The organism is Streptomyces sp. NBC_01283 (assembly GCF_041435335.1).
In the GTDB taxonomy this organism is placed as follows: Bacteria; Actinomycetota; Actinomycetes; order Streptomycetales; family Streptomycetaceae; genus Streptomyces.
This window is the reverse complement of record NZ_CP108430.1, coordinates 2333750-2356648: the sequence shown is the minus strand read 5'-3', so window position 1 is coordinate 2356648 and position 22899 is coordinate 2333750. Positions and strand designations below refer to the sequence as shown.

Below are 22899 nucleotides of genomic sequence, written 5' to 3'. Positions count from 1 at the left end.
TGAATTCATGGAACCCAAGAGAGTCAAGGGGACTGAAGGGTTCGTGAAGCCATGGCCAAGCAGAACGTCGCCGAACAGTTCGTCGACATCCTCCACCGCGCCGGTGTGCGCCGGATGTACGGAGTCGTGGGCGACAGCCTCAACCCGGTCGTGGACGCGATCAGGCGCACCAAGGGCATCGACTGGGTGCAGGTCAGGCACGAGGAGACCGCCGCCTTCGCGGCCGGTGCCGAGGCCCAGATCACCGGCAGCCTCGCTGTCTGCGCCGGTTCCTGCGGCCCGGGCAACCTCCACCTGATCAACGGCCTCTACGACGCCCACCGCTCCATGGCGCCCGTCCTGGCCCTCGCCTCCCACATCCCCTCCAGCGAGATCGGCCTGAGCTTCTTCCAGGAGACCCACCCCGATCAGCTCTTCCGCGAGTGCAGTCACTACAGCGAGATGATCTCCAACCCGCAGCAGATGCCGCGGCTGCTCCAGACCGCCATCCAGCACGCGATCGGGCAGTCCGGCGTCAGCGTCGTCACCCTGCCGGGAGACATCGCCGACCAGCAGGCCCCCGACAAGTCCCCGGAGAGCGCGCTCGTCACCTCGCGCCCCACCGTGCGCCCCGGCGACACGGAGATCGACAAGCTCGCCGAGATGATCGACAAGGCCGGCAAGGTCACCCTGTTCTGCGGCAGCGGCACGGCGGGCGCGCACGCCGAGGTCATGGAGTTCGCCGAGAAGATCAAGTCCCCGGTGGGTCACGCCCTGCGCGGCAAGGAATGGATTCAGTACGACAACCCGTACGACGTGGGGATGAGCGGTCTGCTCGGATACGGCGCCGCGTACGAGGCCACCCACGAGTGCGACCTGCTGATCCTGCTCGGCACCGACTTCCCGTACAACGCCTTCCTGCCCGACGACGTCAAGATCGCCCAGGTCGACGTGCGCCCCGAACGCCTCGGCCGCCGCTCGAAGCTGGACCTCGCCGTCTGGGGAGACGTCCGCGAGACCCTGCGCTGTCTCACCCCGCGCGTCACGCCCAAGACCAACCGCAAGTTCCTCGACAAGATGCTCAAGAAGCACGCCGACGCCCTCGAAGGCGTCATCAAGGCCTACACGCGCAAGGTCGAGAAGCACATCCCGATCCACCCCGAGTACGTGGCGTCCGTCGTGGACGAACTGGCATCGGACGACGCGGTGTTCACCGTCGACACAGGTATGTGCAACGTCTGGGCGGCCCGCTATCTCACCCCGAACGGCAAGCGCCGCATCATCGGCTCCTTCAGTCACGGCTCGATGGCCAACGCCCTGCCGCAGGCGATCGGCGCCCAGTTCACCGACCGCAAGCGCCAGGTCGTCTCTATGTCGGGCGACGGCGGATTCTCCATGCTGATGGGCGACTTCCTCACCCTCGTCCAGTACGACCTGCCGGTGAAGGTCGTCCTCTTCAACAACTCGTCCCTGGGCATGGTCGAGCTGGAGATGCTGGTGGCCGGGCTCCCTTCGTTCGGCACGGCCAACCACAACCCCGACTTCGCCGCCGTCGCCCGCGCCGCGGGCGCCTACGGCGTGCGGGTGGAGAAGCCCAAGCAGCTCGCCGGAGCCCTGAAGGACGCCTTCGCGCACAAGGGCCCCGCCCTCGTCGACATCGTCACCGACCCGAACGCCCTCTCCATCCCGCCCAAGATCAGCTCCGAGATGGTGACCGGCTTCGCGCTGTCCGCCAGCAAGATCGTCCTGGACGGCGGTGTCGGCCGCATGGTGCAGATGGCGCGCTCCAACCTGCGGAACGTGCCCCGCCCCTGACGTCGCGTCAGCGCACCGGCCGCAGCCGCAGCGTCACGATCTGGAACGGACGCAGCGCCAGCACGAGCCCCGCGTCATCGGTGTGGGCCGGTTCGAGCGGACGCTCCAGGAGATCGGTCACCTCGGCCGCGCCCACCGCGAACGACGTGGTGAGCGTGGCCGCGGCGCGCCCGCCCCGCGACTCGTAGAGCCGCACCACGACATCGCCGCTTCCGTCGTCCGCGAGCTTCACCGACTCCACGGTCACCGCCGGATTGTCGACGCTCACCAGGGAGGGCAGCACGGGCGCGTCGGCCACCCGCAGCGGCAGATTGAGCGCGAGCCCCTCCGCGACCGCGTCGCCCGTCGTCGCGCCGGGCAGCAGGGCGTACGTGAACCGGTGCGTGCCCAGGTCCGTCTCCGGGTCCGGACTGTGCGGGGCGCGAAGCAGCGTCAGCCGCACGGTGGTGCCGAGCCCGTCGCCGTGCGGGGAGCGCGTCACGTCGTGGCCGTACGTCGAGTCGTTGAGCACCGCCACGCCGTACGCCTCCTCGGCGACCCGCAGCCACCGGTGCGCGCAGATCTCGAAACGGGCCGCGTCCCAGCCGGTGTTGGCGTGCGTGGAGCGGTGCACGTGCCCGAACTGGATCTCGGCCGCGGACCGTTCGGCGTGCACGTCGAGGGGGAATGCGGCCTTGAGCACCTTCTCCGACTCCTGCCAGTCGACGTCCGTGACGACGTCGACGCGACGGCTGCCCGCCGCGAGCCGGATCTCCTGGGTGATCCGCGACGTCCCGAAGGACCGCACCACGCGCACGGCGACCCGCAGCGGCCCGTCCTCGACTAGCTCCACGGACTCGGCCTCCGTGAGGTCGGTGTGCGTGTTGCGGTAGTGCTTGTCCAGGTCCCAGGCGTCGTAGTGCGTGGGGTGGTCGGGATGCAGCTGGAGGAGGTTGCCGCGCGAGCCGGGGGAGAGGACCTCGCGGTGCGCGTCGATGTCGTGCACGGAGGTCAGCAGTCCGTCCGCGTCGATGGCGACCCGCAGGTGCTCGTTCAGCAACTGGATGTGGCCATCGGCGAGCAGAGCGGTCGCCCCGGTCTCGCGGGTGTACGAGGCAGCCTCCTCAAGTCCCTTGCTTCCCAAGGCCGGAACGTTGACGTGCACCAGGGTGCCGTCCTCGGCCGCGACGACCTCACTGCGGGCGTACGGCGACGCGTTGAGCGCGGTGGGGCCGCCCGGACCGAGGGAACGGACCGCCGCCGCGGTGAGCTCATCGAGCTCGGCGAGCACACGCGCGTACGTGTCGCGGGCCTCGCGGTGCACCCAGGCGATCGACGATCCCGGCAGGATGTCGTGGAACTGGTGCAGCAGCACGGTCTTCCAGAGCCGGTCGAGGGTCGCGTAGGGATAGACGTACGCGGGGTCGCGCACCGCGGCGGCCGTGCACCACAACTCGGCCTCGCGCAAGGCGTGTTCGGTGCGGCGATTGCCACGCTTGGTGGCCGCCTGCGTCGTGTACGTCGCGCGGTGCAGCTCCAGGTAGAGCTCGCCCGACCAGACCGGCGCCTCGGGCCCGTACTCCTCCTCGGCGGCGGCGAAGAACGCGGACGGCTTCTCGATCTCGACGCGCGGTGAACCCTCCAGGGAGCGCGTGCGCCGCGCCTTCTCCAGCATCTCGCGGGTGGGACCGCCGCCGCCGTCGCCCCAGCCGAACGGCACCAGGGAGCGGGACGCGCGGCCCTTCTCGGCGAAGTTCCGCTCCGCGTGGGCGAGTTCGGCGCCGTGGATCTGGGAGTTGTAGGTGTCCACCGGAGGGAAGTGCGTGAAGACGCGGGTGCCGTCGATGCCCTCCCACCAGAAGGTGTGGTGAGGCATCTTGTTGGACTGGTTCCAGCTCAGCTTCTGGGTGAGGAACCAGCGGATGCCCGCGAGCTTCGCCAGCTGCGGGAACGCCGCCGTGTAGCCGAAGGAGTCCGGCAGCCAGATCTCCTCCGTCTCCACGCCGAGCTCCTCGCGGAAGAACCGCATGCCGTGCGTGATCTGCCGGGCCAGTGCCTCGCCGCCCGGCATGTTGGCGTCCGACTCGACCCACATGGAGCCCACCGGCGCCCAGTTCCCGTCCGCGACTGCCTTCTTGATGCGCTCCCAGATGTGCGGCTGGTGCTCCTTGACCCAGGCGTACTGCTGGGCCTGCGAACAGGCGAAGACCAGCTCGGGATAGTCCTGGGCGAGAGCCGTCACATTGGCAAAGGTGCGGGACGCCTTGCGCACCGTCTCGCGCAGGGGCCACAGCCAGGCCGAGTCGATGTGGGCGTGCCCGGTGGCCGAGACCCGGTGTGCGCTGGCGTGGGCGGGACGTGCGAGGACCTCCGCCAGCTCGGCTCGGGCCGCTGCCGCCGTGCCCGACACGTCGTGCAGATCGAGTGCGTCGAGCGCGCGCTCCAGGGCGCGCAAGATCTCGTGGCGCCGCGGACGGGCGGCGTCCAGTTCGTACATCAGCTCGGACAGGACCTCGATGTCCAGGGTCAATCGCCAGACGTCCTCGTCCAGTACGGCGAGATCGGCAGACGCGAATCGGTAGATGAGGCCATCGCCCGCGGTCAGTACGTCGCCCAGGGGGGTCGGTTCGAAGTCGTGCAGGATGAGGGGATTGGCCGCCGCCTCCAGCAGGAGGTGCACCGGCTCGCCACCCCGTGCGGAAGCTGCCACGGGGATGTGCCGGTTGCGAGGGTGAATCCCCTTGAGGGGGACGCCCGCCGCGTCGTACACCAGACCCTCCGCCTGGAAGCCGGGGCCGTCGCCGGTGAAGCCGGGGTCGACGACCACCTCGACGTGCCGTCCGCGCCAGGCGTCGGGCACCTGACCGCGCAGCCGGAACCAACTGGTTGACCAGGGTTTTCCCCAGGCGGTGCCCGTCTCGAAGGGCTCGTACGAGGCGTCGAGGGCTTCGGCGACGGGGACGGGTTCGCCCGGCGCGTGCCAGACGGAGAGGGCGAGCGGCACACGGTCCGCGTACTGGGCGGGGCGGATGAACTGCCGCAGGGCGCGCTCCAGGCGTCCCTCCACCAGCAGTCGGTCGTCGTGCACGGCGGCTCCTCGGAATGCTCGGGCGGGCCCGGCGCGGCGCTGCGGGGCCCGGTCGGGATCAAGAAGAAACGGTCCATCGCTTCACTTCCCCGCCGAGCTCGGGCGCACCCACTCCAATGATTGACGATTAGACATGAGTGCCGCCATCCGAGTGGGGCATGCATTCCGTGAGCGTGTTCGAGCAGGGAGGAATGGACTCGGTTTGTGGGCGGGGGTCATGACAAGGCAGGTAAGAGACGGAGGTCCCCTTCATTTCGGGGCTTCCTCGCCGAATGCAAGGGATGAGCCGATCGACGGCAAGCCGGTGGAGCTCCATAGGGCTCAACTCCGGCGCAGATTGGGGAGATCCGACCTACGCGCGGTCCCTGAGGTCAGGGGCGCGCTGCGCGAACTGCTCCGGACCTGGGGGAGGCCCGGACGATCCGAGATAGCCGAGCTGCTGACCAGCGAACTGGTCACCAACGCACTGGTGCACACCGACCGCGACGCCGTTCTGACGGCGACCGTGCGGCCGGGCAGGCTGCGCGTCGAGGTCAGGGACTTCGTCGGACGCCGCCCGAGGCTCTGCGTGCCGGACGCCGACGACAGCACGCACGGCCGTGGCCTGATGCTCGTGCAGTCCCTCGCCGACGCGTGGGGTGTGCGGGCGCACGGGGTCGGGAAGGCGGTGTGGTTCGAGCTGGACGGCGGCCCGGCATGAACCGGGCCGCCGGCCAACTCCCGTCCTGCGCTGCTGACATCAGCCGAACTGCTGCTCCAGATCCTTGAGCTTGCGCTCAAGGGAGTCGAGCCGCGGCAGCGCCTGGGTGTCGTCCTCGGCGGTGAGGTCGACGGTGACGGGTTCAGTGCCGTTCTTCACGGCCTGGAGGGAGGGGCGGGAACGCAGCGGCAGCTGTTCCTGTTCCGGCGGGGCTATGGCAGGGTCCGTGCCGACCTGCGCGGCCCCGGCGGCCGGTGCGACGGCCGGCAGGTCGACCTGCCGGGCGCCGCCTCGGCCCGGCAGGCCGCGATGGCCCCTGCTGATCGCCTTGAGCTGCGCACGTTCCAGCTTCTCCCTGCCTCGCCTGGTGATCCGGGTGCGCTGCTTCTCGCGCCGGTCCTCGCGGACCTCCTCGACCGCCTCGTCCAGGGTGCGTACGCCTTCGAGGAGCATCAGTGACCAGGCACCGAAGGTCTCCCGGGGCGCGCGCAGCCACCTAACGATCCGGATCTGCGGCAACGGCCTCGGCACCAGGCCCTGTTCGCGCAGTGCCGCCCGGCGTGTCTGCTTCAGCGCGCGGTCGAAGAGCACCGCCGCCGAGAGCGACATCCCGGAGAAGAACTGCGGGGCGCCCGCGTGGCCGAGTCCCCTGGGCGCGTGCACCCAGTTGAACCAGGCGGCCGCGCCCGCGAACGTCCACACCAGGAGCCGTGAGCCGAGCGCCGCGTCACCGTGGCTCGCCTCGCGCACGGCGAGCACGGAGCAGAACATCGCCGCGCCGTCGAGGCCGAACGGGACCAGGTACTCCCAGCCATCGGTGAGGTTGAGATTCTGGCGGCCGAAGCCGACCAGGCCGTGGAAGGAGAGTGCGGCGGCGACCGCCGCACAGCAGAACAGCAGAACGTACGAGGCCGTTCCATAGACGGCTTCCTTGCGCCTGCGGCGCTCCTCGCTGCGTTCCCAGGATTCGTCGCTGGAGGCATTGGCGGCCGATTTCTGCCCGGCGCGTTTGCCGCGTGCGAGTACCGCCACCGCCACCAGCATGCCCAGGAGCAGGACGCAGCCCGGAAGCAGCCAGTCCAGCGATATGTCGGTCAGTCTCATCTGGGGTCCCTTGCGTCGCGGTAGGGCGTTCGGGCGCCATAGTGACCCAATCCCGATGGCCCTCAGAGGGGTTTCCGGGCAAGAGAACGCCAAGGGGGGTGCAAAGGGGTGCGACGCGCGCCGTTTTGCTCGAACTCAAGCCTTGGTAAGGGGAGTTGAGTTCGATTAAACGAACACGAAAGGGTGGTTCAAAGGGGAGGGGCTGCGATTTCGGCTCGGGGCGGGGCCCCGGTCAGGCCGCCGCGGCGGCGCTCAGCCGTGCGACGCGGTCCGCGTCACAGGTGCGCGGGCAGGTCACACAGGTGTCCTCGGGGCGCAGCGTGTAGAACATGCAGCAGCTCGCGCGGTCCCGTGTCGGCAGGGACTCGCCGTTCGGTCCCGTCAGCTCACGGAACCCCGCCGTGCCCACGTACGGCTTGGTGGCGCCCGGCAGCAGCCGCTCCAGCTCCGTCGTGGCGCGCTGCTCCTCGCCCAGGAGATGGGCGATGTACCAGAGCCCCTCGACGATCTCGTCCGTGGCGACGCTCCACAGGGCGCGCGAGCGGCGCCGCATGCGGGGCCCGAAGGCGTCCAGGAGCGGTCCCAGGTGCTCGGCGACGGCGGCCCGCACCTCCGCGCGCAGGGCTTCCTCGTCCGATACGACGCGGGCGCCCGACAGTGCGGCGGCCGGATCGCCGGGCAGGCAGGCGAAGCCTGCGTCACGGACGGCGAGGCGGCCGAGGGTGCGCTGGAAGGAGACGTTCTCTACGGGGTAGCGGGGCACCCGGCGGTGCAGGAACCACGGCAGGGTGATGAGGAGGGTGGCCGGCCAGGCATAGCGGTGCAGGGCGAAGCCGGCGATGACGTCCGGACGCCCCGCCTGCCCGTAGTCCTTCAGTACCTGCGCCTCGTCCCACGCCAGAAAAGCGTCGAGGTCGGCCCCGCCCTCCGCGAGCCGGGCGGCGGTGACCCAGCCGCCGCCCCGTGGGGCCTGCTCCTCGTCGCCGAGCTCGGTCACGCGCAGTCCGGGGAACACTTCGGTGAGGCGGGCGTAGGCGTCCGCGAGGGCGCTCGGGGCGCGCTTCGCCAAGGTGGGAACGGACATGCGAGAACCACCGAATCACGATCGATTGCAGGTAAGCCTAACCTTACCCAGAATGATCGAGGTTTCAACTGCGGGGCTGTCCGCCTATGGTGCCTCTCGTACCTTTCGGACCGAGCGGACTTTGGGGTGGACCTCGTGGAGCAGGCCAGAGCGCATGACGCGTACCGCCTCGCCGCCCGGGTGCCGGCGCAGGTGCAGGCCTCGACGGCCCGGGACGCGGTCCCCGCGCCGCCCCCGGCCCGCGGCGAGCACACGCACGGGGAAGCGGCGTTGCCCGCGCCGGTGCCCGCCCCGCGCAGGACGGTCCAGCGGAACTCGGTCCGCGGGCAGATCCTGGACGCCCTGCGGGCCGCGCTCGTCGGGGGCGACCTCGCACCCGGCGAGGTGTACTCGGCGCCCGTGCTGGGCGAGCGCTTCGGGGTCTCGGCGACGCCGGTGCGCGAGGCGATGCAGCAGCTGGCGACCGAGGGCGCGGTGGAGGTCGTGCCGAACCGCGGCTTCCGGGTCACCGAGCGGAGCGCGCGCGAGCTGGGGGAGCTTGCGGAGGTGCGGGCACTGATCGAGGTGCCGGTGATGCTGCGGCTGGCCCGTACGGTGCCCGCCGCGCGCTGGTGCGAGCTGCGGCCCCTTGCCGAGGCGAGCGCGGTGGCGGCGGCGGGCGGCGACCTTGCCCGGTACGCGGAGGCGGACCGGGCTTTTCACGGGGCGGTACTGGGCCTTTCGGGTAATCAGCAGCTCGTGCAGGTGGCCGATGATCTGCACCGGCGCTCGCAGTGGCCCCTGGTGAGCGGCCCCGTCCACGGCCGCCGCGCGGACCTCGTCGCCGACGCGGCGGAGCACATGGCTCTGCTTGAGGCGCTGGTGGCGCAGGACCTGGGGGTCGTCCAGTCCTTGGTGAGGGAGCATTTCGCCGGGTCCGGATCCAGCCCGTCCGGCGTCTGAGGACGAACTCGGCGGAGCCGGTGATGACGGTGCGCCGAGGCCGGAGGCCTACGCCGCCGGCGCCGGTGGTGTCAGATGTTGTGCCAGCCAGGACGGCACCCCGCCCATCAGGCGGAAGAGGCGCGCGGCCTCGGCCCGCAGGCGGCCGGCCTCCGGTTCGGGTTCCGTGTCGGCCAGTGCGGCCAGCGCGGGCGCCGTGCCCACCAGATAGCCCAGCTCCTCCCGGATCCGCAGCGACTCCCCGAAGCCGTGCCGCGCCTCCGCCAACTCCCCTTCGCGCAGGGCCAGTCCGGCCAGGTGCCGCCAGGTGAAGGAGAGGAGGAGAGAGTCCGAGTGTGCCGTCGCGCCCGCATGGGCCCTGCGGTACGCCGCCCGCGCCGCCTGGGGCGAATCCGCGATGTGCTCGGCGATGAGCCCCCGGCGGAAGTCGAGGAGAGGGCGCCCCGCAGCGTTCGGGGCCAGCAGTGCCGCCGCCCGCCCCAGAGCCGTACGCGCCTCGTCCGCCCGGTCCCGCACGGCGAGCACCGTGGACGCGTACGCCAGCTGGCCGCGCTCGCAGGCCGCCGCCCCGCGGTCGTCGTCCTCCACGGCAAGCGCCTCCGCCGTCCGCAGTCCGTCCTCCGCCTCGGCCCAGCCCTCACCCGTGAACAGGCACCGCTCCACCAGGAGCGAGGTCCTCTGAAGCGCCGGCCCAGGCCCCTCGCGTGAGGCCAGCAGCGCTGCCGCGTCGGTCCAACAGCCGCGCGAGCGCAGCCGCCATACCGCGGTCTGGAGTGGATCGTCCCCTGCAGTCGTTCCGGAACCAGACATGGCGGTATGCGCCACGTTGCCCTCCCCGAGCACGCCATTGAGCTGTTGAGTCGTGGGCGCATCTCAGCATGGATCGGCGCACCCGGCCAAGGGGCTGGGTGAAAGAATTCACAAAGGGCGTGTCATGAAAGGTGTTCGACCGGGGCCGCCCGCGTCAGCTCATCCGCAGTGCCAGGAAGAAATCGAGCTTGTCCTCGAGCCGCGAGAGGTCACGACTCGTCAACTGCTCGATACGGCCCACTCGGTAGCGCAACGTGTTGACGTGCAGGTGCAGCCGCGCGGCGCACCGCGTCCACGAACCGTCGCAGTCCAGGAACGCCTCCAGGGTCGGAATGAGCTCCGCCCGGTGACGCCGGTCGTAGTCCCGCAGCGGGTCCAGGAGGCGTGCCGTGAACGCCCGGCGCACGTCGTCCGGGACGAACGGCAGCAGCAGGACGTGCGAGGCGAGCTCCTGATGCCCGGCCGCGCAGACCCGCCCCGGACGCGCCGCGGCGACCCGGCGGGCGTGCCGCGCCTCCTCCAGGGCGCCGCGCAGGCCCTCCGCCGAGTGCACGGAGGCGCTGACGCCGAGCGTGAGGCGGCCGTCGCCGTCCAGGCCCGCAGACAGGGGGTCGCGGACGGACTCCAGAAGGGAATCGGCCAGCAGGCCCGTCTCCGGGCCGTCGTGCTCCGAGGGGACCGCGGGCAGCGGCACGAGCGCGATCGCCTCGTCACCCGTATGGGCCACCGCGATGCGGTCGGACGGCTCGGGCCCCGCCGACAGCGGGTCCACGAGGATCTCCTCCAAGAGGGACTGGGCCACCGGACCGCCCTCGATCTCGCCGCCGTCCCACTCCACGCGGGCCACCACGACCTGCCAGTGCGGCGCGGCGCCCAGGCCGGGCAGCAGCACGGGGGCCGCGACCCGCAGGCGCGCCGCGATCTCCGCCGGGGCCGCGCCCGTCTGGACCAGCTCCAGGACCTCCTGGGCCAGCCTGCGCCGTACGGTGCGTGCGGCGTCGCGCCGGTCACGCTCGACCGCGATCAGCTGGGTGACGCCCTGCAGCAGGTCCAGGCGCTCCTCGGGCCAGTCGCCCGCGTCCGCCTCGACCGCCAGGAGCCAGTCCGACAGGACCGTCTCGCGTACGTCACGCAGCGCCGCCGTGCTCGCCGCCGCCGCGGCGGAAGCCGGACCGCGCCCACTGCTCCGGATGGGGAACAGGGAGTACGTCGTGCCGTCCACCTGGACCCGGTGCGGGCCCCGGCGACCCGTGCGGGCCGCGGCCAGGTGTTCGCCCGCCAGACGCGCGCACACGGCCGCGGGCAGGGCGGGGCCCGCCGCGCTCGACCCCGCGATGGCGCGGCCCGCGGGGGACAGGACCCAGGCCCGCAGGTCCAGGTCGGAGCCGAGCAGGTCGAGGACGACGTCGGGGCCGCCGCCGGTGGGGCCCGACGTCATCAGGCGGCGGTGCCGGTCCACGACGGCCGCCAGGTCACCGGCGCGCTCACCGGAGACCTGCCGGACGACGTGTTCGGTGATCGTCGCGAAGGCGACCGACTCGTTCACGGCGAACAGCGGCAGGCGGTGCCGCGCGCAGGCATCGACGATGTCGTCCGGGATGTCGCCCAGCTCGGCCTCGCCCGCGGCCAGCGCCGCCACCCCGGCGCTCGCCAGGATCCGTACGAAGGGTTCGGTGTCCGAGGCGTCGTGGCGCCAGGCGAGGCCGGTCAGGACCAGCTCACCGCCCGCGAGGTACCGGCTGGGGTCGCGCAGGTCCGTGGTCATCACACCGCGCACGGTGCGGTCGAGCTCGTCCTCGCCGCCGAGCAGTCGCAGGCCCAGCGCGTCGGTGTCAAGGAGTGCGCGCAGCCGCATGGTGGTCGCCGCCGATCTTGTCTCGAATGGGATGTACAGACAGTTCAGATCTGTCGACTCTGTGTTGCCAGCGGTCGACCCGGGCCTGCGTGTCCCCTCGTGGCCCCCTCGTGTCCTGGGGGACCTCCGGTTTCCAGGGGGAATCCGCGAGGTTACTGAGGCCCGTTCTTCATACGAATCTACAAGACGCGCGGCTTGGCCAGCCAACTCCTTCATGGTTTCGGTGACTGACCCCATCGGACGCAGGAGCGGTGTACTTGGCCCACTCCGCGTTAACAGCACATGAACGAGCAGTCGAGGGACGAATGGCCCGAGTGGCCGGAATGAAGTCCCTTGAAGCGAACGACCCACGATACGAAGAAGAGAGCCTCATGGACTTCCTTCGCCCCGCCAGCTGGGAGGAGGCGCTCGCCGCCAAGGCCGAGCACCCGACAGCTGTGCCGATTGCGGGTGGCACCGACGTGATGGTCGAGATCAACTTCGACCACCGCCGTCCCGAGTACCTGCTTGACCTCAACCGCGTCGCCGAGCTGAGCGAGTGGTCGGTGGGCGAGGAGACGGTCCAGCTGGGCGCCTCGGTTCCCTACACGCGGATCATGGAGGAGCTGCGCACGGAGCTCCCCGGTCTCGCCCTCGCCTCGCACACGGTCGCCTCGCCGCAGATCCGTAACCGCGGCGGCGTCGGCGGCAACCTCGGCACGGCGTCCCCGGCCGGTGACGCCCACCCCGCGCTGCTCGCCGCCGACTGCGAGGTCGAGGTGGAGTCCGTACGCGGCTCGCGCCTCATCCCGATCGACGACTTCTACACTGGTGTCAAGCGCAACGCGCTCGCCGCCGACGAGCTGATCAAGTCCGTCCACATCAAGAAGGCGGACGGCCCGCAGCAGTACTCGAAGGTCGGCACCCGCAACGCGATGGTCATCGCCGTGTGCGCCTTCGGCATCGCCCTGCACCCCGAGACCCGGACCGTACGGACCGGGATCGGCTCCGCGGCCCCGACCCCGATCCGGGCCAAGGCCGCCGAGGAGTTCCTGAACGCGGCGCTCGAAGAGGGCGGCTTCTGGGACAGCAAGAAGATCATCACCCCCTCGATCGCCAAGCAGTTCGCGGAGCTCGCCTCCGGTGCCGCCAACCCGATCGACGACGTCCGCGGCACGGCGAACTACCGCCGCCACGCCGTCGGCATCATGGCCCGCCGCACGCTCGGCTGGACCTGGGAGTCGTACCGCGGCGAGGGCCGCAGCACTGAGGGAGTCGCATAATGCGCGTGAACTTCACGGTCAACGGCCGTCAGCAGGAAGCCGACGACGTCTGGGAGGGCGAGTCCCTCCTCTACGTCCTGCGCGAGCGCATGGGGCTCCCGGGTTCGAAGAACGCCTGTGAGCAGGGCGAGTGCGGATCCTGCACCGTCCGCCTCGACGGCGTACCGGTGTGCTCGTGTCTGGTCGCCGCCGGTCAGGTCCAGGGCCGCGAGGTCGTCACCGTCGAGGGCCTGGCGGACTACGCCAAGCACCGCGAGGACGCCCATCCGGGCGGTGCCTGCGGCTCCGTCTGCGGCGGCACCAGCCTCCAGGAGGCCCGCCAGTGGCAGGCCAAGGGAACCGACGGTCAGACGGGTGAGGGCGGCGGACTCTCCGCGATCCAGCAGGCGTTCATCGACGCCGGCGCGGTCCAGTGCGGCTTCTGCACCCCCGGTCTCCTCGTCGCGGCCGACGAGCTCCTGGAGCGCAACGCCTCGCCGTCCGACGCCGACATCCGCGAGGCGCTCTCCGGCAACCTCTGCCGCTGCACCGGTTACGAGAAGATCCTGGACGCGGTCCGCCTGGCGGCCGCCCGTCAGGAAGAGACGGTCTGATCATGGCTGGAACCAAGACCACCACGGGCGCGCCCACCGAAGTCACCCAGAAGCACAACAAGGGCGGCATCGGCGAGTCCACGCTGCGCCCGGACGGCACCCTGAAGGTCACCGGTGAGTTCGCCTACTCCTCGGACATGTGGCACGAGGACATGCTCTGGGGCCAGACGCTCCGCAGCCCGGTGGCGCACGCCGAGATCGTCTCGATCGACACCGTCGAGGCGCTCAAGACGCCCGGCGTCTACGCCGTCCTGACGTACGACGACCTGCCGGCCGAGATGAAGAACTACGGCCTGGAGATCCAGGACACCCCGGTCCTCGCCCACGGCAAGGTCCGTCACCACGGTGAGCCGGTCGCCCTCGTGGCCGCCGACCACCCGGAGACCGCCCGCCGTGCCGCCGCGAAGATCGTGGTCGAGTACAAGGAACTGCCCCTCATCACCGATGAGGCGTCGGCCACCGCTCCCGATGCCGTGCTCGTGCACGAGGGCCGCGACGACCACCACATCGGTCACGTCCCGCACCCCAACATCGTGCACCGCCAGCCGATCGTCCGCGGCAACGCCGACGAGGCCGCCAAGAAGGCCGACTTCATCGTCAAGGGCGAGTACACCTTCGGCATGCAGGACCAGGCCTTCCTCGGCCCGGAGTCCGGCCTCGCCGTGCCGTCCGAGGACGGCGGCGTCGAGCTGTACGTCGCCACCCAGTGGCTGCACTCGGACCTCGGCCAGATCGCCCCCGTACTCGGCCTGCCCGAGGACAAGGTGCGCATGACGCTCTCCGGCGTCGGCGGCGCGTTCGGCGGCCGTGAAGACATCTCGATGCAGATCCACGCCTGCCTCCTCGCGCTGCGCACCGGCAAGCCGGTCAAGATCGTCTACAACCGCTTCGAGTCCTTCTTCGGCCACGTCCACCGCCACCCGGCGAAGCTCTACTACGAGCACGGCGCCACCAAGGACGGCAAGCTCACGCACATGAAGTGCAAGATCGTCCTGGACGGCGGCGCCTACGCGTCGGCCTCCCCGGCGGTCGTGGGCAACGCCTCGTCCCTCTCGGTCGGTCCGTACGTGATCGAGGACGTCGACATCGAGGCGATCGCCCTCTACTCGAACAACCCGCCCTGCGGCGCGATGCGCGGCTTCGGCGCCGTCCAGGCCTGCTTCGCCTACGAGGCCCAGATGGACAAGCTCGCCGACAAGGTGGGCATGGACCGGGTCGAGTTCCGCCAGCTCAACGCCATGTCGCAGGGCACGCTCCTGCCGACGGGTCAGTCGGTCGACTCGCCGGCCCCGGTCGCCGAGATCCTGCGCCGCGTCAAGGCCCGTCCGATGCCGCCCGAGCGCCAGTGGGAGTCCAGCGAGGGCGCCGACGTCCGCGCGCTGCCCGGCGGCCTCTCCAACACCACGCACGGCGAAGGTGTCGTACGAGGTGTCGGCTACGCGGTCGGCATCAAGAACGTCGGCTTCTCCGAGGGCTTCGACGACTACTCCACCGCCAAGGTGCGCATGGAGGTCATCAACGGTGAGCCGGTCGCGACCGTGCACACCGCGATGGCGGAGGTCGGCCAGGGCGGCATCACCGTCCACGCGCAGATCGCCCGCACCGAGCTCGGCGTCCAGCAGGTGACCATCCACCCCGCCGACACCCAGGTGGGCAGCGCCGGTTCGACGTCCGCGTCCCGTCAGACGTACGTCACCGGTGGCGCGGTCAAGAACTCCTGCGAGCTCGTCCGCGAGAAGGTCCTGGAGATCGGCCGCCGCAAGTACGGCTCGTACCACCCCGCGTGGGCCACCGCCGAACTGGTCCTCGAAGGCGGCAAGGTCCTCACCGACGGCGGCGAGGCCCTCGCGGACCTGGCCGAGCTGCTCGAAGGCGAGACCGTCGAGGTCGAGGCCGAGTGGCGCCACCGTCCGACCGTGCCCTTCGACCTGAAGACCGGTCAGGGCAACGGCCACGTCCAGTACTCGTTCGCCGCGCACCGCGCGGTCGTCGAGGTGGACACCGAGCTCGGCCTGGTCAAGGTGATCGAGCTGGCCACCGCCCAGGACGTCGGCAAGGCGCTCAACCCGCTCTCCGTGGTCGGTCAGATCCAGGGTGGTACCACCCAGGGCCTGGGCGTCGCGGTGATGGAGGAGATCATCGTCGACCCGAAGACCGCGAAGGTGCGCAACCCCTCCTTCACGGACTACCTGATCCCGACCATCCTCGACACGCCGACCATCCCCGTCGACGTACTCGAACTGGCCGACCCGAACGCGCCCTACGGCCTTCGTGGCATGGGCGAGGCCCCGACCCTCTCCTCGACTCCGGCGGTCCTCGCGGCCATCCGGAACGCGACGGGTCTGGAGCTGAACAGGACGCCGGTACGTCCGGAGCACCTCACCGGCACCTGATCCCCCGATCCCTCCGGGCGGCGCGTGCCTCCCATGGAACGTCACACTTCCGCCGCCCGTGCCGCCCGGAGAAACCCAGTACCGCACCGCTCGCGGTCATGGCAGTACCACGCAGCACCCACGCTCTTCGGAGCCCCAGTTCGTCTCGGGCCGTCCCCCGGGTCGTGCGCCCAACGCACCATCCCAAATCCCGCAGTCTCCACAGGCCCAACCCTTGCTCGACCAGCCTGTTGCGGGTGCCCCTTTGAACCTTGGGAGTTAGGCACCATGACCCAGCAGTCAACGGAGCCGAAGACCACTGCGGAGGACGCGGGCAACGGCTCGCGCGTCCCCGCCGGCAGGTCTTGGCTGGACCGGTATTTCCACATAACGCAGAGAGGGTCGACCGTCGGCCGGGAGGTGCGTGGCGGCATCACCACCTTCATGGCGATGGCCTACATCATCCTCCTGAACCCGGTGATCCTCTCGGTACCCGATGCCACGGGCCACCGCCTCGACGGTGATCAGCTCACCACCGCCACGGTCTTCGCGGCGGCCGCCACCACCATCGTCATGGGCATCCTCGGCAATGTGCCGCTGGCCCTGGCGGCGGGACTCGGTGTCTCCGCGGTGATGGCCTTCCAGGTCGCCCCGGAGATGACCTGGGGCAACGCGATGGCGATGTGCGTCATCTACGGCGTCATCATCATCCTGCTGGTCCTGACCGGTCTGCGGACCCTGATCATGGACGCGATCCCGCTGGCGCTGAAGCACGCCATCACCATGGGCATCGGCATGTTCGTCACGCTGATCGGCCTGGTCCAGGCGGGCTTCGTCACCTCCATGCCGTCCAAGCACGGCGACATGGGCGCCAAGCCGATCCAGATGGGCATCGACGACAAGCTCATCGGCTGGCCCGTCCTGTGCTTCGCCGTCACCGTCCTGCTGATCTTCGTGCTCCAGGTCCGCAAGGTCCCGGGCGCGATCCTCATCGGCATCGTCGGCGGCACCGTGTTCGCCGCGATCGTCAACCAGGTCGCGGGCATGGGCCAGCGGGACTGGGGCCTGAACGCCCCGGAGCTCAAGGGCTCCGTCGTCTCGTCGCCGGACTTCGGCCTCTTCGGCGAGGTGTCCTTCAGCGGCATCGGTGACATCGGCGCCATCACCGTGGGCGTCATCGTCTTCACCCTGGTCCTGGCCGGCTTCTTCGACGCCATGGGCACCATCATCGGCATCGGCCAGCAGGCCAACCTCGCCGACAAGGACGGCAAGATGCCGGGCCTGAACAAGGCCCTGGCCATCGACGGTGCCGGCGGTGTCGTCGGCGGTCTCGCCGGTGCCTCAGGACAGACCGTGTTCGTCGAGTCCACCGCGGGCGTCGGCGACGGCGCGCGCACCGGCTTCGCGAGCGTGATCACCGGTCTCGGCTTCGCCCTGTGCCTCTTCTTCACCCCGCTGGCCCAGCTCATCCCGACGCAGGTCGCGGCCGCCGCGCTCGTGGTCATCGGCGCGATGATGCTGACCAACGCCCGGCACATCGACTGGACCGACCAGGCCACCGCCATCCCGGTGTTCCTGACCACCGTCCTGATGCCGTTCACGTACTCCATCACGGTCGGTATCGCGGCCGGTGTCATCGCCCACGTCCTGATCAAGGCCGCGCAGGGCAAGGTCCGTGAGATCGGCTGGCTGATGTGGGTGCTCGCGCTCGTGTTCCTCGCCTTCTTCGCGCTCCATCCGATCGAGAACTGGATGGGCGTCAAGTAGCCGCTCATCCTGTTGAACACACACCCGTTAGGAGACGGACATGCTGGACATCGCCGAAGAGCTGGACCGGTGGGTCGAGCAGGGACGCGACTTCGCCGTCGCCACCGTGGTGGCGGTCGGCGGCAGCGCGCCCCGGCAGCCCGGTGCGGCCCTGGCCGTCGACTCCGACGGCACGGCGATCGGCTCCGTCTCCGGCGGGTGTGTGGAAGGCGCCGTCTACGAACTCTGCCAACAGGCCCTCGAAGACGGCGAGAGCGTCCTCGAACGCTTTGGATACAGCGACGAGGACGCCTTCGCCGTGGGCCTGACCTGCGGCGGCATCATCGACATCCTCGTCACCCCGGTCCGCGCGGACTCCTCCGTGCGGCCGGTCGTAGCCGCCGCGCTCGCGGCGGCGGCATCGGGCGAGGCCTCGGCCGTCGCCCGCATCACCTCCGGACCCGCGGAACTCGTGGGCCGGGCCCTTCTCGTACGTTCCGACGCCGACGCCCCTCACGAGGGCGGGCTCGGCGGGCACCCCGAGCTGGACCGCACCGCGGCGGGCGAGGCCCGCGCGATGCTGGACGCGGGGCGCACCGGCACGGTGGAGATCGGCGAGGACGGCTCGCGCTGCGGGCAGCCGCTCACACTCCTCGTCGAGTCGAGCGTCCCGCCACCCCGCATGATCGTGTTCGGCGCGATCGACTTCGCCTCCGCGCTCGTCAGGATCGGCACGTTCCTCGGCTACCGCGTAACCGTCTGCGACGCGCGGCCCGTGTTCGCCACGGCGGCGCGGTTCCCCGACGCCGACGAGGTCGTCGTCGAGTGGCCCCACAAGTACCTGGAGCGGACGGAGGTCGACGGCCGCACCGTGCTGTGCGTCCTGACGCACGACGCCAAGTTCGACGTGCCGCTGCTCGAACTGGCCCTGCGCCTCCCGGTCGCCTACGTGGGCGCGATGGGTTCGCGCCGCACCCACGAGGAGCGCAACGAGCGGCTGCGTGAAGTCGGCGTCGGCGAACTGGAGCTGGCCCGGCTGCGCTCGCCCATCGGCCTCGACCTGGGTGCCCGCACCCCGGAGGAGACGGCCCTCTCGATCGCCGCGGAGATCGTCGCCAACCGGCGGGGCGGCAGCGGGGTCTCCCTGACCGGCGCGCACACGCCGATCCACCACGACGCCTCACGGCGACCTGCCGGGCGCATAGGGTCCGTGGCCTGACGCCCCGGCCCCGCCCGGGGTCCACGGGCCCGCCCTCCATTGCTGCTACCTTGCGTCACGAATTGATCACTTTGTGACACAACAGGAGCATCCGTGAAGGTCGCCTGCGTCGGTGGCGGGCCCGCCGCCCTGTATCTCTCGATCCTGCTCAAGCGGCAGGACCCGTCCCACGACATCACCGTCCACGAGCGCAACCCGGCCGGGTCGACGTACGGCTGGGGGGTCACCTACTGGGGCGGCCTCCTGGAGAAGCTCCGGGCCGGTGACCCGGAGTCCGCGCGCGCCATCAGCGAGCACTCGGTCCGCTGGAGCGACGGGGTCGCGCACGTCGGCGACCGCACGACGGTCCACCACGGCGACGAGGGCCACGGCATCGGGCGCCACCGGCTCCTCGACATCCTCGCGAGCCGGGCCCGGTCCCTCGGCGTACGCGTCGAGTTCGAGCGGGAGATCACGGACGCGGCCCAGCTGCCCGACGCCGATCTGATCGTCGCGGGTGACGGCGTCCGCAGCGCACTGCGCGAGCGTCACACCGACCACTTCGGCGCGGAGGTCGCGCTCGGCCGCAACAAGTACATCTGGCTCGGCACCACCAAGGTCTTCGACTCCTTCACCTTCGCCTTCGTGGAGACCGCGCACGGCTGGATCTGGTGCTACGGCTACCGCTTCAGCGACGAGCGGAGCACCTGCGTCATGGAGTGCTCCCCGGAGACCTGGAGAGGCCTCGGCCTGCACGAGGCGAGCGAGGCCGAAGGACTCGCCCTCCTGGAGCGGCTCTTCGCCGGGCCGCTGGACGGGCACCGCCTGATCGGCCGCGCGCAGTCCGACGGCAGCGCGCAGTGGCTCAACTTCCGGACGCTGACCAACCGGACCTGGCACCGGGGCAATGTCGTCCTGCTCGGCGACGCCGCGCACACCACGCACTACTCCATCGGCGCGGGCACGACGCTCGCCCTGGAAGACGCGATCGCCCTCGCGGACGCGCTGCGCGGGAGCCCGGAACTCACTCCCGCCCTCGCGCGCTACGAACGCGAGCGGCGGGCCGCGCTCCTCTCCGTGCAGAGCGCGGCCCGCTACAGCGCCCAGTGGTACGAGAACCTGCCGCGCTACATCGGCCTCGAACCCGCCCAGATGTTCGCGCTCCTCGGCCAGCGCCACTCACCGCTCCTGCCGCACATCCCGCCGCAGCTGTACTACCGGATCGACCGCGCCGCCGAACAGTTGGAGCCGCTGCGGAGGATGAAGCGGTGGCTGGGCCCGCGGGTGGCGCGGACCCTGCACGGACGGTCTCAGCGGGGCGTGCCGACCTCGTAGGTCTCCGTGGTCCGGGCGCTCGTTGAACAGGGGCTCCAGCCAGTCGAAGTGCTCCACCCACGGCTCGTGCGGGTAGGCCGGGCGGGTTCGCCCGCCCTGCGGGCGGTGGGCAGTCCGCTCATGCGTGGGGGTGGGGCGGGGGAGAGGAGAGCAGCCCGTCCACCGCCCGGCCGAACATCCGTCGCGCCGCGGCCACGAGCACCCGGTCGAAGGCCTTCGGCAGCCATCGCACGCGCAGATCCTCCCGCCAGGCGACAGCCGAACCCTCCGCGCCGGGCCGGGGGGACACCCGGATCTCCGCCCACCCGGTCACGAACGACCCCCGCTTCTCCAGCCGGCACAGGCCCCCGCCCTCCGCGGCGGGGCGCCAGGTCACGACCTCCATCACGTCGTCGAACCCGACGGGGCCGAGGGCGCTGCGGGCGACGAACACCGTTCCCTCCCCACTGGGCGGCGGCGTGCGGACGACGATCCGCGTCAGTGGGACGACATCGGCGTGCCGCTCCCACGCGGTGAGCCGGCGCCAGACCTCGTCGGCGGGCAGGGATGATTCCCGGTCGATACGGAAGAGAGCCACACGGCGATCCTGCCAGGCCCAGGCGGTGAAACCCGCCTGCTAGGGCCGGTAGACCTTCCCGGGCTCGGCCTTCCCCGGGGCGAGCAGCTGCGGAACCGTCACGAAGACGTAGCCGCGCTTCTTCAGCTCGTCGATGATGCCCGGCACCGCGGGCACCGTCCCCTTGTAGATGTCGTGCAGCAGGATGATGCCGTCCCGCTTGGTCTGATCGATGACGCGCTTCTGGATCAGGGCGGAGTCGTTGGTCGTGTAGTCCTTGGCGGTCACGCTCCACAGGACCTCCGAGAGGCCTTCCTCGCGCGAGATCTTGTTGACGTCGGGGTTGGTGCGGCCCTGCGGGGGACGCATCAGCGTCGGCTTGTGACCGATCAGCTTCTCTATCGCCTCGTTCGGCCTGCGCAGTTCCTCGCGTGCCTCGTCCGGGGTGATGTCGGTGAGGATCTTGTGCGACCAGGTGTGGCTCGCGACCTCGTGCCCTTCGGCTTCCATCCGCTTCACGAGCTCGGGGTGCTTGGCTATGTGGTTCTTGCCGAGCAGGAAGAAGGTGGCGGGCACCTTCTCCTCCTTGAGGATGTCGAGCAGCCGCGGCGAGTTCTCGCTGGGTCCCGCGTCGAACGTCAGGGCCACGCACTTCGCCTTGCGGCAGTCGACGGTCCCGAGCTTCCCCTGGCTCTTGACGCTCACCGACGCCGCGTCCTTGCGCGCGGAGCTGGGGGAGGTGGTGTCCACCTTGGTGCACCCCGTCAGGGCGACGGCCATGACCACGGAGGTCATGGCCGTCATGGACGCGGCTCGACGGAACCCTTTGGCGGATCTGTTCATCTTGCTTTTCGCAGCGGGCATGCCAGCACTATACATAGCGTGTATATACGGAGTGTATAGAGGGGGTGCCAGGTCTGCCGGATCATGCGCGCAAGGTGTGTCCGCCCTGGTGGCAGCCTTGGAGGGGCCTTGGCGGGGCCTTAGCGGCGGTCGCCCGCCAGGCCGCTCATCCAGGCCTCCACGGCTTCGGGGCGTCGGGGGAGCCCGGCGGACAGGTTCTCGTTGCCGTCGGCCGTGACGAGGATGTCGTCCTCGATGCGCACCCCGATGCCCCGGTACTCCTCGGGCACGGTGAGGTCGTCCGGCTGGAAGTACAGGCCGGGTTCCACGGTGAGCACCATGCCCTCTTCCAGTACGCCGCCGACGTACTCCTCGGTGCGGGCCTGGGCGCAGTCGTGGACGTCGAGGCCGAGCATGTGGCCCGTGCCCGCCATGGTGAAGCGGCGCTGCAGGGCGAGCTCGAAGACCCGCTCGGGGTCGCCGTCGAGGAGACCCCACTCGACGAGCTTGTACGCGAGGTACCGCTGTGCCGCGTCGTGGAAGTCGCGGTACGCGGCGCCCGGCTTCACCGCGGCGATGCCCGCCTCCTGCGCCTCGAACACCGCGTCGTAGACCTTGCGTTGGAGTGGGGTGAAGGTGCCGTCGATGGGGAGCGTGCGCGTGACGTCGGCGGTGTAGAGGGTGTGCGTCTCCACGCCCGCGTCCAGGAGCAGGAGTTCGCCGGGGCGCACGGGGCCGTCGTTCTGCTCCCAGTGCATGATCGTGGCGTGCTCGCCGGCGGCGCAGATCGAGCCGTAGCCGATGTGGTTGCCCTCCAGGCGGGCGCGGCGGAAGAAGGTGCCCTCGATCCAGCGCTCCGAGGTGGCGACGGCGGTCGCCAACTCGCTTACGACGTCGGTGAATCCACGGACCGTCGAGTCGACCGCCTTGCGCAGCTCGCCGATCTCCCAGTCGTCCTTGACCAGGCGCAGCCCCGAAAGTGCTTCCTCCAGCTCGGCGTCGCGCTCCTCGTCGGTCGTCACGGCCTCGTCGAGCTCCGTGTCGTGGCCGCGCACGATGCGGGTCGGCACGCCGGGCGATGCGGCCAGCTCGGCCGGGGCGTCGCGCACGTCACGGCAGGGCAGGCCGAGGAGGAGCTCGGACTCGGCGAGGCTGCGCCTGCGGCCCATCCATAGCTCGGCCGTCATGCCGGTCCAGAACTCGTCACTGTCCCGGCTGTCGCGGGGCAGTTGGTAGAGGTGCGCGTCGTGACCGTCGCCCCCGGTGCGCGGTTCGAGCACGAGGGCGCAGTCCCGTGCCTGGTCGCCGGTCATGTGGACGTACGCGGAGTACGGGCGGAAGGGGTAATGGCTGTCGTTCGAGCGGGTCTTGAGCTTCCCCGAGGGGATCACCAGGCGCTCGCCCGGAAACAGCGCGGACAGGGCGGCGCGGCGGCGGGCGGCGTACGGGGCCTGTTCGGCGGGGCGCAGGTCGCGCTGTTCCGTATCGGCCCAGCCGGTCCTCATCAGGGCGGAGAGCTCTTCGGAGATCTCGGGGTACAGGCCGTTCTTGCGCGCCTTCGACTGGGCCATGGGGTTCACCTTTTCCTCCCCGTTCCGGGGCTCGTGGTGGAGTGCTCGACGTCGGTACCGCCAGCGT

At 70.6% G+C, this 22899-nt stretch carries 17 protein-coding genes; 9 read left to right on the top strand and 8 right to left on the bottom strand.

Features of this window, described 5'->3' with window-relative positions:
• Nucleotides 1-51: 51 nt before the first annotated feature.
• Nucleotides 52-1794: a pyruvate dehydrogenase gene (locus OG302_RS10695; protein ID WP_371526570.1), complete on the top strand. Its 1743-nt coding sequence runs from the start codon at nt 52-54 to the stop codon at nt 1792-1794.
• Between the two features lie 7 nt (nt 1795-1801).
• Here OG302_RS10695 and OG302_RS10690 read toward each other — a convergent pair whose 3' ends face one another.
• Nucleotides 1802-4861: an alpha-mannosidase gene (locus OG302_RS10690; RefSeq protein ID WP_371526569.1), complete on the bottom strand. Its 3060-nt coding sequence runs from the start codon at nt 4859-4861 to the stop codon at nt 1802-1804.
• Between the two features lie 217 nt (nt 4862-5078).
• Between OG302_RS10690 and OG302_RS10685 the strand changes: the two genes are divergently transcribed.
• The gene (locus OG302_RS10685; RefSeq protein WP_371526568.1) at nt 5079-5561 is read left to right on the top strand and encodes an ATP-binding protein; all 483 of its coding nucleotides are present in this window, start codon (nt 5079-5081) and stop codon (nt 5559-5561) included.
• 39 nt (nt 5562-5600) lie between these two features.
• Here the strand turns inward: OG302_RS10685 and OG302_RS10680 are convergent, their stop codons facing one another.
• Together OG302_RS10680 and OG302_RS10675 are read right to left on the bottom strand one after the other, a co-directional pair.
• Nucleotides 5601-6665 carry a DUF2637 domain-containing protein gene (locus OG302_RS10680; RefSeq protein WP_371526567.1) on the bottom strand — a complete coding sequence of 355 codons (1065 nt, stop codon included), beginning with the start codon at nt 6663-6665 and terminating at the stop codon, nt 5601-5603.
• 232 nt (nt 6666-6897) lie between these two features.
• Nucleotides 6898-7749 carry a (2Fe-2S)-binding protein gene (locus OG302_RS10675; protein WP_371526566.1) on the bottom strand — a complete coding sequence of 284 codons (852 nt, stop codon included), beginning with the start codon at nt 7747-7749 and terminating at the stop codon, nt 6898-6900.
• Nucleotides 7750-7884: 135 nt separating this feature from the next.
• On the opposite strand from OG302_RS10675, the gene OG302_RS10670 reads away from it, so the two are divergent.
• A complete protein-coding gene (locus tag OG302_RS10670) occupies nt 7885-8691 on the top strand; it encodes a GntR family transcriptional regulator (RefSeq protein WP_371526565.1) in 807 nt (268 codons plus the stop codon).
• 48 nt (nt 8692-8739) lie between these two features.
• Here the strand turns inward: OG302_RS10670 and OG302_RS10665 are convergent, their stop codons facing one another.
• Complete coding sequence (locus OG302_RS10665; protein WP_371526564.1) at nt 8740-9501, bottom strand: hypothetical protein; 762 nt, start codon at nt 9499-9501, stop codon at nt 8740-8742.
• A gap of 154 nt (nt 9502-9655) precedes the next feature.
• Complete coding sequence (locus tag OG302_RS10660) at nt 9656-11356, bottom strand: PucR family transcriptional regulator (protein ID WP_371526563.1); 1701 nt, start codon at nt 11354-11356, stop codon at nt 9656-9658.
• 371 nt (nt 11357-11727) lie between these two features.
• On the opposite strand from OG302_RS10660, the gene OG302_RS10655 reads away from it, so the two are divergent.
• The 6 genes from OG302_RS10655 to OG302_RS10630 all read left to right on the top strand — a co-directional run bounded on the left by OG302_RS10655 (nt 11728) and on the right by OG302_RS10630 (nt 19862).
• Nucleotides 11728-12618: a xanthine dehydrogenase family protein subunit M gene (locus tag OG302_RS10655; RefSeq protein WP_371526562.1), complete on the top strand. Its 891-nt coding sequence runs from the start codon at nt 11728-11730 to the stop codon at nt 12616-12618.
• Nucleotides 12618-13211: a (2Fe-2S)-binding protein gene (locus OG302_RS10650; RefSeq protein ID WP_371526561.1), complete on the top strand. Its 594-nt coding sequence runs from the start codon at nt 12618-12620 to the stop codon at nt 13209-13211. Before OG302_RS10655 ends, OG302_RS10650 begins: the two co-directional genes overlap by 1 nt.
• Before the next feature lie 2 nt (nt 13212-13213).
• On the top strand, nt 13214-15604 hold the full coding sequence (locus tag OG302_RS10645; RefSeq protein ID WP_371526560.1) for a xanthine dehydrogenase family protein molybdopterin-binding subunit: 2391 nt from the start codon (nt 13214-13216) through the stop codon (nt 15602-15604).
• Nucleotides 15605-15871: 267 nt separating this feature from the next.
• Nucleotides 15872-17350, top strand: a complete 1479-nt coding sequence (locus OG302_RS10640; protein ID WP_371526559.1) for an NCS2 family permease — start codon at nt 15872-15874, stop codon at nt 17348-17350.
• Between the two features lie 40 nt (nt 17351-17390).
• Nucleotides 17391-18548, top strand: coding sequence for an XdhC family protein (locus OG302_RS10635; protein ID WP_371526558.1), 1158 nt, complete (start codon nt 17391-17393; stop codon nt 18546-18548).
• 93 nt (nt 18549-18641) lie between these two features.
• The gene (locus tag OG302_RS10630; RefSeq protein WP_371526557.1) at nt 18642-19862 is read left to right on the top strand and encodes an FAD-dependent monooxygenase; all 1221 of its coding nucleotides are present in this window, start codon (nt 18642-18644) and stop codon (nt 19860-19862) included.
• Nucleotides 19863-19980: 118 nt separating this feature from the next.
• Here OG302_RS10630 and OG302_RS10625 read toward each other — a convergent pair whose 3' ends face one another.
• The 3 genes from OG302_RS10625 to OG302_RS10615 form a co-directional block, all read right to left on the bottom strand.
• Nucleotides 19981-20439, bottom strand: a complete 459-nt coding sequence (locus tag OG302_RS10625) for an SRPBCC family protein (RefSeq protein ID WP_371526556.1) — start codon at nt 20437-20439, stop codon at nt 19981-19983.
• 39 nt (nt 20440-20478) lie between these two features.
• On the bottom strand, nt 20479-21222 hold the full coding sequence (locus OG302_RS10620; RefSeq protein ID WP_371750087.1) for a polysaccharide deacetylase family protein: 744 nt from the start codon (nt 21220-21222) through the stop codon (nt 20479-20481).
• Nucleotides 21223-21401: 179 nt separating this feature from the next.
• Nucleotides 21402-22832 (bottom strand): aminopeptidase P family protein, encoded by a 1431-nt coding sequence (locus OG302_RS10615; protein WP_371526555.1) that lies wholly within the window; start codon nt 22830-22832, stop codon nt 21402-21404.
• Nucleotides 22833-22899: the final 67 nt, after the last annotated feature.

Bases quoted from the DNA above. Each gene is read 5' to 3' on its own strand.
- OG302_RS10695 (WP_371526570.1), top strand. From the start codon at position 52: ATGGCCAAGCAGAACGTCGCCGAACAGTTCGTCGACATCCTCCACCGC.
- OG302_RS10685 (WP_371526568.1), top strand. From the start codon at position 5,079: ATGACAAGGCAGGTAAGAGACGGAGGTCCCCTTCATTTCGGGGCTTCC.
- OG302_RS10680 (WP_371526567.1), bottom strand. From the start codon at position 6,665: ATGAGACTGACCGACATATCGCTGGACTGGCTGCTTCCGGGCTGCGTC.
- OG302_RS10675 (WP_371526566.1), bottom strand. From the start codon at position 7,749: ATGTCCGTTCCCACCTTGGCGAAGCGCGCCCCGAGCGCCCTCGCGGAC.
- OG302_RS10665 (WP_371526564.1), bottom strand. From the start codon at position 9,501: ATGTCTGGTTCCGGAACGACTGCAGGGGACGATCCACTCCAGACCGCG.
- OG302_RS10660 (WP_371526563.1), bottom strand. From the start codon at position 11,356: ATGCGGCTGCGCGCACTCCTTGACACCGACGCGCTGGGCCTGCGACTG.
- OG302_RS10655 (WP_371526562.1), top strand. From the start codon at position 11,728: ATGGACTTCCTTCGCCCCGCCAGCTGGGAGGAGGCGCTCGCCGCCAAG.
- OG302_RS10650 (WP_371526561.1), top strand. From the start codon at position 12,618: ATGCGCGTGAACTTCACGGTCAACGGCCGTCAGCAGGAAGCCGACGAC.
- OG302_RS10645 (WP_371526560.1), top strand. From the start codon at position 13,214: ATGGCTGGAACCAAGACCACCACGGGCGCGCCCACCGAAGTCACCCAG.
- OG302_RS10640 (WP_371526559.1), top strand. From the start codon at position 15,872: ATGACCCAGCAGTCAACGGAGCCGAAGACCACTGCGGAGGACGCGGGC.
- OG302_RS10635 (WP_371526558.1), top strand. From the start codon at position 17,391: ATGCTGGACATCGCCGAAGAGCTGGACCGGTGGGTCGAGCAGGGACGC.
- OG302_RS10620 (WP_371750087.1), bottom strand. From the start codon at position 21,222: ATGACGGCCATGACCTCCGTGGTCATGGCCGTCGCCCTGACGGGGTGC.
- OG302_RS10615 (WP_371526555.1), bottom strand. From the start codon at position 22,832: ATGGCCCAGTCGAAGGCGCGCAAGAACGGCCTGTACCCCGAGATCTCC.